The following is a 14178-nucleotide window of genomic DNA, read 5'->3' as shown; positions in this document are numbered from 1 at the left end:
GTCATGCCCGGACTGCTTCGCGGGGTCGCCCGCACCGCCGTGGTGGCCGGAACCGCCACCGCTGTTTCCAACCGGGTCTCCCGGCGCCAGGGCCGGCGCTGGGCGGCGGAGGAACAGCCCCAGTACGCGCCACCACCGCCCGCCCCGGCGCCGGCCGCCGCTCCCCCCGCAGAGAGCGGCGCCGGCGGCATGGACCGGATCACCGCCCTGAAGGAACTCGCCGAACTGAAGACGCAGGGTGTGCTGACCGAGGCCGAGTTCGAGGCCGAGAAGGCCCGGATCCTCGCGTCGTAGCGGTTCCCGGAGCCGTCACTCCGCGCGCCACACCGGCGCGCGCTTCTCGGCGAACGCGCGGGCCCCTTCCTGCGCGTCCGCGGAGGCGAACACCGGCTCGACGAGCGCACGCTGCGACGCGAACGCCTCCGCGTCGGTGTACTGCACGGCCGACGACATGATCTGCTTGGAGGCACGGACGGCGAGCGGTCCGTTGCCGCTGATGCGGGCGGCGAGCGCCCGCGCGCCGTCGAGGGCCGCGCCCGGCTCGGTGAGGGTGTTGACCAGGCCGTGCGCGTGCGCCACCTCGGCGGTGAGGGGGTCACCGGTGAGCACGATCTCCATGGCGAGCTGGTAGGGCAGCACCTTGGGCAGGCGCAGCAGACCGCCGGCCGCGGCGACGAGCCCGCGCTTGACCTCGGGCAGGCCGAACTTGGCGCCCCGGGCGGCGACGACGAGGTCCGCCGAGAGGGCGAGCTCGCACCCGCCGGCGAGTGCCCAGCCCTCGACCGCGGCGATCAGCGGCTTGGTCGGCGGCCGCTCCGTGAGCCCGGCGAATCCCCGTCCGGGCAGCGAGGGCCGCTCGCCCCGGGTGAACGCCTTGAGGTCCATGCCGGCGCAGAAGGTGCCGCCGGCGCCGGTGATGATCCCGACGACCAGGTCCGGTCGCGCCTCGAACTCGTCGACGGCGGCGGCGAGCGCCTTGGCGACCTCGAGATCGACGGCGTTGCGCGCCTCGGGCCGGTTGATGGTCATGACGGCGATGCCGTCGCCGAACTCGGTCAGTACAGCGCTCACGTGGTGTCTCCTCGGGATCCTCGGGGTTCCGGCCGGGCACGGGGCGGAACGTCCCGTCGAGTCGATCACCGGACCGGCGCCCGAGACAAAGTCCGAACGGGGTATCGACCCATAGCCGAAACCTATGTAGGGAGGCCGGGGTCATGAGGTACCCGTCACTGTTCGCGCACGGGCGGGAAGAACCCGGCCGCGGGGCGTGTTGGACCCGACCGATCGACGACGGCCACGACACGGAAGGCCACGACACGGAAGGAGGCATGCGATGTGCACATCACCCCCGGCTGCGCCGGTGCGGCAGCCGATGCGGCATCCCGTCGCGGGCATCCTTCCGCCGGCCGGGCCCCGACATGCGGGGCCGCCGGCGGCACCACCCGGCAGGTGCTGACCGCCGGGCGGACACCCCTCGTCCGGTGACCGCCGCTCCGACTTCGTTTACGGCACCGAGAACCCATCTGCCACAAGCGAATTCGAGTCACCGCACTGGGCGGCAGCGACTCCGTCGCGAGTCCTGCGCCGCCCCGACCAGATCTGCATCCCCATCCTCGGAAGGAGGACCTGCCCGTGACCACAATGCTCACCGACCTGCTCGCCCCGTCGGACGCCACGCCGGACTGGGACCTGGCCGCGTGCCGCGGCGACGCGACCCCGGACGCCTGGTTCCCGGACCCGTCGGAGTCGTTCGACTACGCCCGCAACGTGTGTGCCCGCTGCCCCCTTGCCACCGCGTGCGCCACCTACGCCACCGAGACCCGGCAGTCCGGCATCTGGGGCGGCCGGGAGTTCCGCCGCGGCCGCGTGACCCGCGGATAAGCCCGCACGCCGCGCCCTGCGCCCCCGTCGCCGACTCCCGTGGTGACGGGGGCGCCGCGCTGTGCATGGCCCTGGCACCTACCGATCGTTCAGTAAACATGTCATGCTGGCCGGCGTGGAACACATCGCACTCGCCGTGGCCGACGGCATCGCCACCATCACCCTCGACCGCCCCGACCGGCTCAACGCCTTCACCACCACGATGGAGCACGAGCTGATCGCGGCCTACGATCGCTGCGACGCCGACGATTCCGTGCGCGCCGTTGTACTCACCGGCGCCGGGCGCGCATTCTGCGCCGGCGCCGACCTCTCCGGCGGTGCCGACACGTTCGCGCAGCGGCTCGACGAGCCGAGCGACGACGCGACCGCCGACGTCCGGCGCGATGACACGGCCGCCGACGTCCGGCGCGATGACACGGCCGCCGACGTCCGGCGCGACGGCGGCGGCCGCGTCGTGCTGCGCATGTTCGAGTGCCGCAAGCCGATCATCGCGGCGATCAACGGCCCGGCCGTCGGCGTCGGCATCACCATGACGCTCGCGGCGGATTTCCGCCTCGCCGCCGACGACGCCCGCATCGGCTTCGTGTTCAACCGCCGCGGCCTCGTCCCCGAGTCGTGCTCCACCTGGTTCCTGCCCCGCCTGGTTCCGCTGCAGACCGCCCTGGACTGGGTGTATTCGGGACGGATCTTCGACGCGGCCGAGGCCCACACGGCCGGGCTCGTCTATGCGCTGTATCCCGGGGCCGAACTGCTCGAGCGGGCGTATGCGCTGGCCCGCAGCCTCACCGAGCACTCGGCCCCGGTGTCGGTGGCGCTCTCGCGGCAGATGATGTGGCGCACGCTGGGCGCCGAGCACCCCATGGTCGCGCACCGCATCGAGACGCGCGGCATCAACCTCCGCGGCGTCGGGCGCGACGCCCGCGAGGGCATCTCGGCGTTCCTCGAGAAGCGTCCCGCGGCGTTCCCGGACAGCGTGTCCGCAGACCTGCCGGACCTGTTCCGCGACGATCTGCCCGTACCGCCGTTCCGCGGGTGAACGGTCACCATTGACTGTTTAGTGGCGCGGCCCCTACGCTCGAAGCGACGAACACAGAGAGGGAACCATGACCACTCGTACCCGGCCCCCCGTCGTCGAACGCTGGCATCACATCGTCGAGCACGAGGACATGGCCGCCCTCGAGGACCTGATCGCCGACGACGCCGTGTTCTCCTCCCCCGCGGTGTTCACGCCGCAGGAAGGCAAGGCCAAGACCGTCGCCTACCTGCGGGCGGCGCTCACCGTGTTCTCCGGTACGGGGTTCCGCTACGTCGACGAGTGGTACAACGACGACTCGGCGGTTCTCGAGTTCACCGCCGATCTCGACGGCATCCACGTCAACGGCATCGACCTGATCCGCTGGGACGACCGCGGCCGGATCATCTCGTTCAAGGTCATGGCCCGCCCGCTGAAGGGCCTGCAGGCCCTCATCCCGCTCATGGCCGCCCAGCTCGGGCAGTCGTAACACCGAAATCACCAAGGAGATTCGCATGGCCCTGCCTTCGATCCTGCAAGACCGGCTGCGCCTGCCCGTCGTGGCGTCGCCGATGTTCATCGTCTCCGGTCCGGACCTGGTGATCGCCCAGTGCACCTCCGGCGTCGTCGGCTCCTTCCCCTCGCTCAACGCGCGCCCCCAGGCGATGCTGCGCGAGTGGCTCACCCGCATCACCGAGGCCCTCGCCAAGCACGACGCCAACCACCCCGAGGCGCCGTCCGCGCCCTACGCGGTCAACCTCATCGTGCACCGCTCCAACGACCGCCTCGAAGAAGACCTCGCCACGATCGTCGAGTTCGAGGTCCCGGTCGTCATCACCTCCCTCGGCGCCCGCACCGACGTCAACGACGCCATCCACTCCTACGGCGGCATCGTCCTGCACGACGTCATCAACAACACCTTCGCCCGCAAGGCCGTCGACAAGGGCGCCGACGGCCTCATCGCCGTCGCCGCCGGCGCCGGCGGCCACGCGGGCGCCCAGTCACCGTTCGCGCTGGTCCAGGAGATCCGTGAGTGGTTCGACGGCCCGCTGCTGCTGTCGGGCTCGATCGCGCACGGCCGTTCGATCCTCGCGGCCCAGGCCGCCGGCGCCGATCTCGCCTACGTCGGTTCGGCGTTCATCGCCACCGCCGAGGCCAACGCCGACGCCCGCTACAAGCAGATGATCGTCGACTCCACCGCCGCCGACATCGTCTACTCCAACCTGTTCACCGGCGTGCACGGCAACTACCTGCGCGGCAGCATCGAAGCCGCCGGGCTCGACCCGAACAACCTCGCCGTGTCGGACCCGTCGGCCATGGACTTCGGCACCGGCGAGAGTTCCGGAACCGGCGCGAAGGCGAAGGCCTGGCGCGACATCTGGGGTTCCGGGCAGGGCGTCGGCGCGATCGACGCCGTCGTCCCCGCCGCCGAGCTCGTCGACCGGCTCGCCACCGAGTACCGCGCGGCGCGGGAGCGGCTCGCCGGCCTGTAGGCGCACCGTCCGGCTGACCGCGGTCGCCACGACCACCCCGCCGAGGAGCGCGGCGAGCATCCACGCGGTGCTCGCCGCGCCGACGGCCGTCGTCAGCACGCCCACCGTCAGCGGGGCGAACATCGCCGGCAACGAGGTGACCAGCCCGGTCGCCGCGCCGACCCGGCCCCGCACCTCGTCGGGCACCAGTTCGGCACAGCGTGCGGTCACCACCACCGACCACGACGGGGTCACCGCCAGCAGGGCGGCATAACCGGCGGCGGCGACGACCGGTGACCCCGTGGCCGCCGCGAGGACCGCCAGGACACCGAGGCCCGCCGAGAGCACGAGCAGACGGTGGGCCGGGATCCGGCGGCGGAGCCGCGGCACCGCCAGCGCCCCGAGCATGCCCCCGCCGTAGGCGACGGCGAGCGCGATCCCGACCGTCGAGGACGGCGCGCCGCTGTCGGCCAGGAGCACGACCACCACCAGACCACAGCCGTTTACCACGAACTCGGCGACGGCCGTCAGCGCCGCGGTGGTGCGGACGAACGGGTGGGCGGCGAACCACCGCACCCCGTCCCGGATGGCGGCCCACGGCCGTTCCGCGGCGGAACCGGGGACGCGCGGCGCCTGCAGCGGGGTGCGCACCCGGGCCGCGGCCGCTCCCGCCACCACGAACGACACGGCATGTCCCGCGAAGGGCAGCGCGGCGCCGAGACCGTAGAGGGTCGCCGCGAGCGGCGGGCCGGCCACCCCGGTCGCGTACCCCCGCGCCTCGAAAAGCCCGTACGCCGTGCCGATCTGCTCGCGCTCAACCACCTGCGGCACAGCCGCGTCCTCGGCGAGTCCGCGCACCGCCCACCCCGCCCCGAGCACCGACACCGCGACGAGGACGGGCACCGGATGGAACAGACCGCGCCACGCGCAGCCCGCGAGCACCGCGGCGGCGGCCGCCGAGCAGGCGTCGACGGTGATCATGACGCGACGGCGATCGAAGCGGTCGACGATCCAGCCGGCCGGGACCGTCGCGGCCGTGAAGGCACCCATCGTCACGGTCGAGACCAGCCCGACCGTCGCGGCCGAACCGCTGACCGCGAGCACCCACAACATGATCGCGACGCCGTAGCCGCGGCTGCCGAGCTGCGCGACCGCCTGACCGGCGCACAGCCGCGCGAAGTCGGGGTTGCGGAGCGCACCACCGCCGGCGGACAACGGGCGTCACCCGAGTCCGGCGGCGGGGCGGCCCAGCGCGGTGACCGCCAGGGCCGGCTCGGCGGTGGGATCGCAGCCGAGCAGGTCCTCGAGCTCGCGGTCGCGCATCGCCGTCGCCGTCACCGCGCCCAGGCCCAGCGCGGTGGCGGTGAGCAGGACGGTCTGACTGACGTGGCCGAGTTCGATGAGGATGTCGCGGTAGGCGCGGGAACGTTCGTACCGCCACCGGGTCCGGGCCGGTACCGCCGTGTAGATCAGCAACGCCGCGCAGTCCGACAGCCACGGCTGCTCGCCGAGCGCCGCGCCCAGCACGGAGCCGGGCACGCTGTCGCCGATCCGTTCCAGCCCGCCGCGCAGCGGCGCGTAGTGGAAGAACCCCGGCGCGAGCCCGTCGACGCGGTTCGCGTAGAGGTACAGCTCGATGGGGGTGCGGGCGCCGGCGGACGGGCTGGTCTTCAACAGCACCTGCCCCACCTGCGGATGGTCGATCACTTCGACGGGTCCCGTCGCGACGCGGGCGACGGTGCCCACCGCGTCCAGGGACACGGGGTCGGCGGTGAACTGCCGGACCGAGCGGCGCTCGAACAGGGCGTCGACGAGTCCCGGGCGCCGCCACCCGGACGAGTCCGGCCGGTCGCCGGGCACGGGAATCATCGGATGCTGCGGGTAGGACTTGGCCGGCGCAGGGGCGGGCTGCTCGCTCGCCTTGGCCGCCGACCGCAGCTCGTCGTCGAGCACGTCGGCGAACCGGACGTCGGAGCCGGTGCGGGCCGCGAAGTGCAGGTAGCGGGCCGAGGGGCCCCACGTGCCCCACTCGGCGAGCATCTGCTGTTGTTCGACGTGCTCGGCCGATCCCTCGGCGACGAGGACCTGCGCCTCGAGCAGCCGGCGAGCGATTCCGAGCGACAGCTCCCCCAGTTCGGCGATGCTGTCGAGTTCGCGCCACGACGCGAACCAGCGCAGCACCCGCTCGCTGTCGGGGGTGAGCGCGAACTGCCGGTGGTGCAGGTAGTCGTCCCACACCAGCGTGCCGTCACGCCAGAACAGCACCGCATACTCGGCAACGGCGACGCGGGTCATCGGTTCTCTCCTCGGGGGGCGGGGGCGGTCGCGGCGGCGATCAGGGCGCGCACCGCGTTCGTGGTGTCGGTGTCACCGGCGCCGTGTTCGGTCCAGCGCCAGTCGAATTCGGGGTTGACCTCGAGAAACACCGGGCCGCCGGGCGTGTCGAGCAGGTCGAAGGCGGCGAGGTCGAGCCGGAACCGGTCGAGGAGCGTCCGCAGCGATGCGGCCACGTCGGCGGGAATGTCGCAGCGCCGCACGGTGATCGACTCCGGCCGGGTCCACAGCGACTCGGGGGTGGGCCGGGTGACCGCGTAGCCGATCAGCGTTCCGCCCACGGCGTGGATCCGCAGCTCCCGGTCGGCGGCCACATACTCCTGCACGAGCACCGGTGCGCCCGTGCGGTGTTCGCCGTCGAGTGACGCGCGGCTGACGCGCTGCGGGTAGACGCCCCGCAGGCGGCCGGGTTGCGGTTCGACGCAGTGCCGGCCGAGGCTCTTGACCAGCAGGTCGCCGGGCCCCGGCAGGGCCCGGGCCGCGACGTCGAGCCGCGTGGTCACGAGGGTGGCGGGCACACGCAGCCCGGCCGCGCGGGCGGCGGCGAGCTGGGTCAGGCGGTCGGGGGTTCCGGGCCGGGCCCCGGAGTTGAGCGTGTGCAGGCCGGGGTGCGCGGCAAGGGCGGCGACGAGGGCCTGCCACTGGTCGCGCACGTGCTGCACTGCGTCGGGGGTGGTCTGCGCGGTGCGCAGTGCGTCGACGTCGAAGTAGCGCAGCCAGCACGCCCGGGGCCGGAACGTCCGGCCGTCGCGGGTGAGCAGGCCGGCGAACGGATCCCACTGCACGTCCGTGTCGGCACACCGGTCGCTGTCGAGACGCACCAGCGCGATGCCGCGGGCGGCGAGCCACAGCGACAGCTCGTCGATCTCGCGGTCGGCGGCCCGGGTGAGGACGAGGACACACGGCGCCGGATCCGTCGCCGCGGGATGCCCGACGCGGGCCTGGAAGTCCCGGGATTCGGCGGAGGCGGTGGTGAGGTGGGGGTGCGAGCGCAGCAGCAACGGCAGCGCAGCGGTCATGAGGGGTTCCTTCGGTGGCGGTCGTCGGGACGGTACGGCCGGGGCACCGTGGTGCCCCGGCCGTTGCACGCCCGCCGATCAGCCGCCGTGGCAGCCCTTGCAGCCGGGCCGCGTCATGGCCTCGACGTAGTCGCTCGCGTAGGCCGCGAAGGTGGCGTCCTCGATCGCTGCGACGCTGCGCAGCGCGGCTTCGTCACCGGCGTCGAGGGTGAGCAGGGTCCGGGCCATCTCTTCGATGTTCATGGCGTCCGCCTTTTCTGGGAGGTTCCGCCGTTCCCGGGACCGGGTAGGCGGGCGTCGATCCGACGTATCGATCGTCGGCGACGGCGCCGCCCCCGGCCAGGCACCCCAGGGCGGGATCTGCCCACCCCTGCCGGTCAGACCTCGTTGTAGTAGGTCAGCTTCGGCGCACCCGCGAGCAGCGGACCGAGATCGGTGATTGCACCGGGCCCGGCCCGGAACTCGCGGTACGCGGCGTCGTGCTGCTCCGACTCCCACTTCTCCACGACCACCCAGCGGGCCTCGTTCGAACGGTCGGCGAGCACCTCGAGGCCCAGGCAGCCGTCGAACGCGCGGGTTTCCTTCAGCACACGATCCATCAGCGCGCGGGCCTCCCCGAGCACGTCGGGCTTGAACTCGAGCTCCAGGAATGCGGTCAGTGCCATAGCTTCTCCTCGTGGACGAACTTGCTGGACAACACTTCCGGCGACGTCAGAAGATCGAGTAGCCGCCGTCGATCAGGGTGGACGATCCGGTCTGGAACGCGGACGCGTCGCTCGCGAGGTACACGGCGATGCCGGCGAAGTCCTCGGGAGTTCCCCACCGGCCCAACGGTACCCGGGAAATAACGTGCGTGGTGAACGATTCGGAGCCCTGGAGCGGTCCGGTCATGTCGGTGGCGATCCAGCCGGGCAGCACGCTGTTGACGCGGATGCGGTGCCGGGCGAGTTCCACCGCGCACCCGTTGGCCAGGGCCAGGACCCCTGCCTTGGTGGCGGCGTAGGCCTGATTGCGCCCGGCGCCCTGGATCGCACCCAGGCTGGAGGTGACGATCACCGATCCGCCGGTGCCCTGGTCGACGAGCACCCTGGCCGTCTCGCGCAGGGTGAAGTACGCCCCGTCGAGGTTGGCGGCCGTCACCTTCCGGTAGTCCTCGGTACTCGACTCGACGAACTTGACGAGGGGCACACCGATTCCGGCGTTGACCACGACGATGTCGAGGCCGCCGAGCTCCGCGACCGTCGCGGCGACACCGTCGCGCACGGCCTCCTCGTCGGACACGTCCACCGATCGGGTCACCACGCGCGCCCCGGTCGTCGCGAGATCGGCCGCCGCCTTCTCGAGGCGTTCGGCGCCGCGGCCCCACAGCGCCACGTCGGCACCTGCGGAGGCGAGCCCGCGCGCCATGCCCAGCCCGATTCCGGCCGAGCCGCCGGTGACCAGTGCCCGCTTGCCGGACAGATCGAACATGGTGTCTCTCCTTCGGATACGGGGTGGATCAGGCGTATTCGGCGGCGATGTCGCGTCCGATGATCTCCTTCATGATCTCGGTGGTGCCACCGTAGATGGTCTGGATGCGGGTGTCGACGTAGGCGCGGCCGATGGGGTACTCCATCATGTAGCCGTAGCCGCCGTGCAACTGCACGCACCGGTCGACGACGCGCTTCTGCAGCTCGCTGGCCCACCATTTGGCCTTGGCGGCGTCGACCGCGGTCAGCTCGCCCGCGTTGAGCGCCAGGACGCACCGGTCGATGTGCGAGCCGGTGACCTCGATCTCGGTGAGCATCTCGGCGAGGGCGAAGCGGGTGTTCTGCAGGTCGCCGATCGGCTTGCCGAACGCCCTGCGTTCGAACACGTAGTCCTTGGTCCACTCGTACGCCGCCCGCGCGGCCGCGATCGCGGCGACGGCGATGGAGAGGCGCTCGAGGGGCAGGTGCTCCATCAGGTGGAAGAATCCCTGCCCTTCGGTGCCGAGCAGGTTCGCGGCCGGCACCCGCACGCCCTCGAAGGACAGCTCGGCGGTGTCCTGCCCGGCCAGGCCCACCTTGTGCAGCTTGCGGCCGCGGGAAAAGCCCGGCATGTCGCGTTCGACGACGAGCAGGGAGAATCCGCGGGCACCGGCGTGCGGGTCGGTGCGGGCGACGACGATGACCAGATCGGAGTGGATACCGTTGGTGATGAACGTCTTCTGCCCGGTCAGGATCCAGTCGTCGCCGTCGCGCACGGCGGTGGTCTTGACGGCCTGCAGGTCCGAGCCGGTGCCGGGTTCGGTCATGGCGATCGCGCCGATCAGCTCCCCGGCGGCCATGCCGGGCAGCCAGCGCCGCTTCTGGTCCTCGGTGCCGAGGTCGGCGACATAGGGGATGGCGATGTCATCCTGCAGGCTCATGCCGGAGCCGAAGGAGGTGGTGCCGGTGCGGGCGATCTCCTCGGCGACGACGCAGCGGAACCGGTAGTCGGTCACCCCGGAGCCGCCGTATTCTTCGGGGACGCCGAGGCCGACGATGCCGGACTTGCCGGCGGCGAGCCAGGCGGAGCGGTCGATGAGCCGCTCGGTCTCCCACCGTTCGTAGTGCGGTTCGACCTCGCGGGCGAGGAATTCGCGCAGGGTGTCCCGGTACGCCTCGTGGTCGGCTTCGAAAAGGTTGCGGTGCATCGGTTCTCTCCCAGGAGGGCGAAGGACGGTCGGGTCGGCGGGCGATCGGCGCTCAGTTCCTCCGCACCGGCGACGAGTCGCTGGGCGGGTCCGGCGCGGCCCGGTATCCCACGATGCGCAGGGCGATGACGGTGTAGCGGGCGGTGACCTGGTCGGGAGTGAGCGGGCCGCCGAGCCGGAACCAGCGGGCGATGGACTGGCACATGCCGAGCAGGGCACGCACGGATTCGGCGATGTCGTCGACGGCGAAGACGCCGCGCTCGACCCCGTCGTCGACGAGGTCGAGGGCCATGAGCTCGAGGCGCTTCCGGGTCGCGGCGTAGTTGCGGCGGTTCTGCGGGGACACGTGCCGCAGTTCGGAGTCGAGTGCGGACTGCGGGGCGCGGTGCGTCGAGTTCAGCACGATCGCCTCGACGAAGTTGGTGAAGCGCCGGACGGGGTCGTCACCACCCTCACCGACGGCGGCGAGGGCGCGTTCGATCAGGTCCCGGACGGCGGTGTCGAGTAGGGTGACGAGAACGGCTTCCTTGTTCTCGTGGTGGTAGTACAGCGCGGGCACCGTCACCCCGACCCGGCGGGCCAGGTCGCGGACGGTGGTTCCGTGGAAACCGTTCTCTCCGAAGGCTTCCAGCGCGTGATCGAGGATGGGGCCGAGCTGTAGGGGCTCGAACTCCCGCCAGTTCGCGAACCTGGGGGGTGCGGGCTCCACAGTCATCGGCCCCGTCCTCTCACGCGTCGATCAGCTCAGGCGGCGCTCAGCGCGGGGCCATGCGGATGGCGCCGTCGAGGCGGATGACCTCGCCGTTGAGCATCGGGTTGGAGACGATGTGCGCGGCCAGGGCGCCGTACTCGGACGGGTCGCCGAGGCGGGCCGGGTGGGGCACCTGCTGGCCGAGCGAGGCCTGCGCCTCCTCCGGCAGGGAGCCGAGGAGCGGGGTCTTGAACAGGCCGGGGGCGATGGTGACGACGCGGATCAGCAGCGACGCGAGATCGCGGGCGATCGGCAGGGTCATGCCGACGACGCCGCCCTTGGACGCGGAGTAGGCGGCCTGGCCGATCTGGCCGTCGAACGCGGCGACGGAGGCGGTGTTGATGATGACGCCGCGCTCGCCGTCGATCGGCTCGGTCTTGGCGATGCGCTCGGCGGCCAGGCGGATCACGTTGAACGTGCCGACGAGATTCACGTTGATGATCTTGGTGAAGTCGGCGAGCGGGAACGCGCCCTTCTTGCTCACGGTCTTGATGGCGTTGCCGATGCCGGCGCAGTTGACCGCGACGCGCAGCGGGCCGAGCGATTCGGCGAGGTCGAGGGCCTCGACGACGGCGGCCTCGTCGGTGACATCGGCGGCGGCGAAGCGGACGCGGTCGCCGAGCTCCTTGGCGACGGTCTCACCGTTGGAGGAGGGCAGGTCGATGATGACGACCTGCGCGCCGTCGGCGAGCAGGGCCTTGACGGTGGCCAGGCCGAGGCCGGAGGCACCGCCGGTGACGACGGCAACGCTGTCGTTGACGATCATGAGATTCCTTTCGGATGTGGTTGCGGGTCAGAGACGTTCGATGATGGTGGCATTGGCCATGCCGGCGCCCTCGCACATGGTCTGCAGGCCGTACCGGCCGCCGGTGGCCTCGAGGTGGTTGACCAGCGTGGTCAGCAGCCGGGTGCCCGACGAGCCGAGGGCGTGTCCGAGGGCGATCGCGCCGCCGCGCGGGTTGAGCCGGGCCGGATCCGCCCCGAACTCGTGCGCCCACATCAGCGGCACCGGGGCGAACGCCTCGTTGACCTCGTAGGCGTCGATGTCGTCGATGCCCAGACCCGAGCGGGCCAGGATCTTCTTCGTCGCGGGGATGGGGGCGGTGAGCATGAACATCGGATCGTCGCCGGCGACGGCGAAGGAATGGAACCGCGCCCGCGGGGTCAGGCCCAGCTTGGCCGCGGCCTCCTCGCTCATGATCAGCACCGCCGACGCCCCGTCGGTCAGCGGCGACGAGTTGCCCGGGGTGATGTGCCAGCCGGCCTCCGGGAAGCGCGCGGCGTACGCCTCGGTGTAGAACGACGGCTTCAGCCCGGCCAGGGCCTCGGCGGTGGTGGCGGCGCGCACCGTCTCGTCGACGGTGTGCCGGACCTGCTCACCGGCGGCATTGGTGACCGTGATCGGGACGATCTCCTTGTCGAAGAAACCGGCGGCGATCGCCTCGGCGGCCCGCTGGTGCGACTGCGCCGAGAACGCGTCGAGGGCCTCGCGGTCGAACTTCCACTTCGCGGCGATCAGCTCGGCGGAGATACCCTGGTTGACCAGGCCCTCGGGGTAGCGGGCGGCGATGCCCGGGCCGGAGGCGTCCTGCCCCATCGACGAGGTACCCATCGGCACCCGGCTCATCGACTCCACACCGCACGCGATGACGATGTCGTAGGCGCCGGCGATGATGCCCTGGGCGGCGAAGTGGGCGGCCTGCTGGCTCGAGCCGCACTGCCGGTCGATGGTGGTGGCCGGCACCGACTCGGGGAAGCCGGCCGACAGCAGGGCGGTGCGGGAGATGTTCAGGGCCTGCTCGCCCGCCTGGTTGACGCAGCCGCCGATGACGTCGTCGACGAGGGCGGGGTCGAGGTCGTTGCGCGAGGTGATCTCACGCAGCACGTGGGCGAGCAGCTCGACGGGATGGGTGCCGGACAGGGCGCCGCCGGGCTTGCCCTTGCCGACCGCGGTGCGGACCACGTCGACGATGACAGCGTTGGTCATGAGGAGTTCCTTTCGAGGGTTGGAGCGGCCCGGGTGCCCCGGAGGGGATCGACGAGACCCCGGGCCGAGATCAGGGGGTCAGCGACCCTTCCAGACCGGCTGCCGCTTCTGCGCGAACGCGGTCGGGCCTTCCTTGGCGTCGTCGCTGGTGAACACCACCTTCACCGCGGCGGCGTTGGCCTCCCACACACCCGGCTCCCAGTCGGCGCCGTGCGCGGTCCGGTGGATCATCGACTTCGATTCGCGTACCGAGAGCGGAGCGTTCGCGGCGATGGTCTCCGCCAGCCCGAGCGCCATCTCGAGCGCCGTGCCGTGCGGTGCGACCCGGTTGACCAGGCCCAGTTCCTTGCCCTGCGCAGCGGAGATCGGCTCACCGGTCAGCGCCAGTTCCAGCGCGACCTTGCGGGGGATCTGCTGTTGGAGCCGGATCACCCCGCCCGCGGCGGCGAAGAGACCTCGCTTGACCTCGGGCAGGCCCAGCTGGGCCTCCTCGTCGACGACGGCGAGGTCGGACGCGAGCACCAGCTCGGTGCCGCCGCCGAGGGCGAACCCGTTGACCGCGGCGATGGTCGGCTTGCTGATCCAGTGCTGGGCATAGCCGGCGAAACCCCATTCGGGGTGCCCGTCGGCGGCGATGCTCTCGCCCGTGGCCAGGGCCTTGAGGTCGGCGCCCGCGCAGAACGCGCGGCCCGCACCGGTGAGCACCACGACGCGCACGTCGTCGTCCGCCTCCGCCTGCTCGAGCAGCGTGCCGACCGCCGTCGCCAGCGCTGCGTTCACGGCGTTGAGCGCCCGGGGGCGGTTGAGCGTGATGACGGCGATGCCGCCACGCCGCTCGTACTGTGCGGCAGGTTCGGTAACGGTGGACTCGTCGGCCATGTGCGCCCCTATCGGATACAGTCGGCGTTACTTATCGATCGCTAAAGGACTATCACGGATCGATCGATCGGTCAATGGTCTGGTCTAACTAGCGTCCGATCAGACGGTTCTGGTATGGATGAGGCCGTACGCGTGAGCCGCGACACGGATTCCCGAAGACACGGGCCCCGAGACACGGAGCCCCGAG

16 protein-coding genes and 1 pseudogene are annotated in these 14178 nt (G+C 71.7%); 5 read left to right on the top strand and 12 right to left on the bottom strand.

Going from position 1 to position 14178, the window contains the following annotated elements:
• The first annotated feature begins 3 nt into the window (after window positions 1-3).
• Window positions 4-294, top strand: coding sequence for an SHOCT domain-containing protein (locus KZJ41_RS01085; RefSeq protein WP_029546956.1), 291 nt, complete (start codon window positions 4-6; stop codon window positions 292-294).
• 15 nt (window positions 295-309) lie between these two features.
• Here KZJ41_RS01085 and KZJ41_RS01080 read toward each other — a convergent pair whose 3' ends face one another.
• Window positions 310-1071: a crotonase/enoyl-CoA hydratase family protein gene (locus KZJ41_RS01080; protein ID WP_050034351.1), complete on the bottom strand. Its 762-nt coding sequence runs from the start codon at window positions 1069-1071 to the stop codon at window positions 310-312.
• Between the two features lie 561 nt (window positions 1072-1632).
• Between KZJ41_RS01080 and KZJ41_RS01075 the strand changes: the two genes are divergently transcribed.
• The 4 genes from KZJ41_RS01075 (at window position 1633) to KZJ41_RS01060 (ending at window position 4386) form a co-directional block, all read left to right on the top strand.
• Window positions 1633-1881: a WhiB family transcriptional regulator gene (locus tag KZJ41_RS01075; RefSeq protein WP_006940478.1), complete on the top strand. Its 249-nt coding sequence runs from the start codon at window positions 1633-1635 to the stop codon at window positions 1879-1881.
• A 115-nt stretch (window positions 1882-1996) separates the two neighbouring features.
• Window positions 1997-2917, top strand: coding sequence for a crotonase/enoyl-CoA hydratase family protein (locus KZJ41_RS01070; RefSeq protein WP_198163343.1), 921 nt, complete (start codon window positions 1997-1999; stop codon window positions 2915-2917).
• 67 nt (window positions 2918-2984) lie between these two features.
• Window positions 2985-3383, top strand: a complete 399-nt coding sequence (locus tag KZJ41_RS01065; protein ID WP_029546954.1) for a nuclear transport factor 2 family protein — start codon at window positions 2985-2987, stop codon at window positions 3381-3383.
• 25 nt (window positions 3384-3408) lie between these two features.
• Window positions 3409-4386 carry a nitronate monooxygenase family protein gene (locus KZJ41_RS01060; protein ID WP_065923212.1) on the top strand — a complete coding sequence of 326 codons (978 nt, stop codon included), beginning with the start codon at window positions 3409-3411 and terminating at the stop codon, window positions 4384-4386.
• A 48-nt stretch (window positions 4387-4434) separates the two neighbouring features.
• Here the strand turns inward: KZJ41_RS01060 and KZJ41_RS01055 are convergent.
• The 11 genes and pseudogenes from KZJ41_RS01055 to KZJ41_RS01005 form a co-directional block, all read right to left on the bottom strand.
• A pseudogene (locus KZJ41_RS01055) lies at window positions 4435-5580 on the bottom strand (MFS transporter); the annotation flags it as partial.
• 6 nt (window positions 5581-5586) lie between these two features.
• Entirely contained in the window at window positions 5587-6660 is a 1074-nt protein-coding gene (locus tag KZJ41_RS01050) for a SagB/ThcOx family dehydrogenase (RefSeq protein WP_065923213.1), read from the bottom strand.
• Window positions 6657-7718 carry a RimK family alpha-L-glutamate ligase gene (locus KZJ41_RS01045; protein ID WP_006944595.1) on the bottom strand — a complete coding sequence of 354 codons (1062 nt, stop codon included), beginning with the start codon at window positions 7716-7718 and terminating at the stop codon, window positions 6657-6659. The genes KZJ41_RS01050 and KZJ41_RS01045 overlap by 4 nt, the downstream gene beginning before the upstream one ends.
• A 78-nt stretch (window positions 7719-7796) precedes the next feature.
• Window positions 7797-7961 (bottom strand): hypothetical protein, encoded by a 165-nt coding sequence (locus KZJ41_RS01040; RefSeq protein ID WP_006944596.1) that lies wholly within the window; start codon window positions 7959-7961, stop codon window positions 7797-7799.
• Between the two features lie 134 nt (window positions 7962-8095).
• The gene (locus tag KZJ41_RS01035; protein ID WP_029546949.1) at window positions 8096-8383 is read right to left on the bottom strand and encodes a putative quinol monooxygenase; all 288 of its coding nucleotides are present in this window, start codon (window positions 8381-8383) and stop codon (window positions 8096-8098) included.
• 46 nt (window positions 8384-8429) lie between these two features.
• A complete protein-coding gene (locus KZJ41_RS01030; protein ID WP_043798289.1) occupies window positions 8430-9188 on the bottom strand; it encodes an SDR family NAD(P)-dependent oxidoreductase in 759 nt (252 codons plus the stop codon).
• Between the two features lie 28 nt (window positions 9189-9216).
• A complete protein-coding gene (locus KZJ41_RS01025) occupies window positions 9217-10374 on the bottom strand; it encodes an acyl-CoA dehydrogenase family protein (RefSeq protein ID WP_029546947.1) in 1158 nt (385 codons plus the stop codon).
• 52 nt (window positions 10375-10426) lie between these two features.
• Entirely contained in the window at window positions 10427-11089 is a 663-nt protein-coding gene (locus tag KZJ41_RS01020) for a TetR/AcrR family transcriptional regulator (RefSeq protein ID WP_029546946.1), read from the bottom strand.
• A gap of 40 nt (window positions 11090-11129) precedes the next feature.
• Window positions 11130-11891, bottom strand: coding sequence for a 3-hydroxyacyl-CoA dehydrogenase (locus tag KZJ41_RS01015; protein WP_006944612.1), 762 nt, complete (start codon window positions 11889-11891; stop codon window positions 11130-11132).
• A gap of 27 nt (window positions 11892-11918) precedes the next feature.
• A complete protein-coding gene (locus KZJ41_RS01010; protein ID WP_029546945.1) occupies window positions 11919-13112 on the bottom strand; it encodes a thiolase family protein in 1194 nt (397 codons plus the stop codon).
• Window positions 13113-13190: 78 nt separating this feature from the next.
• Window positions 13191-13991: a crotonase/enoyl-CoA hydratase family protein gene (locus KZJ41_RS01005; protein WP_006944628.1), complete on the bottom strand. Its 801-nt coding sequence runs from the start codon at window positions 13989-13991 to the stop codon at window positions 13191-13193.
• Window positions 13992-14178 lie beyond the last annotated feature (187 nt).

Source organism: Rhodococcus sp. 11-3 (assembly GCF_023704055.1).
Taxonomy (GTDB): Bacteria; Actinomycetota; Actinomycetes; order Mycobacteriales; family Mycobacteriaceae; genus Rhodococcus; species Rhodococcus aetherivorans.
This window is presented reverse-complemented; position numbering and strand designations above follow the sequence as displayed.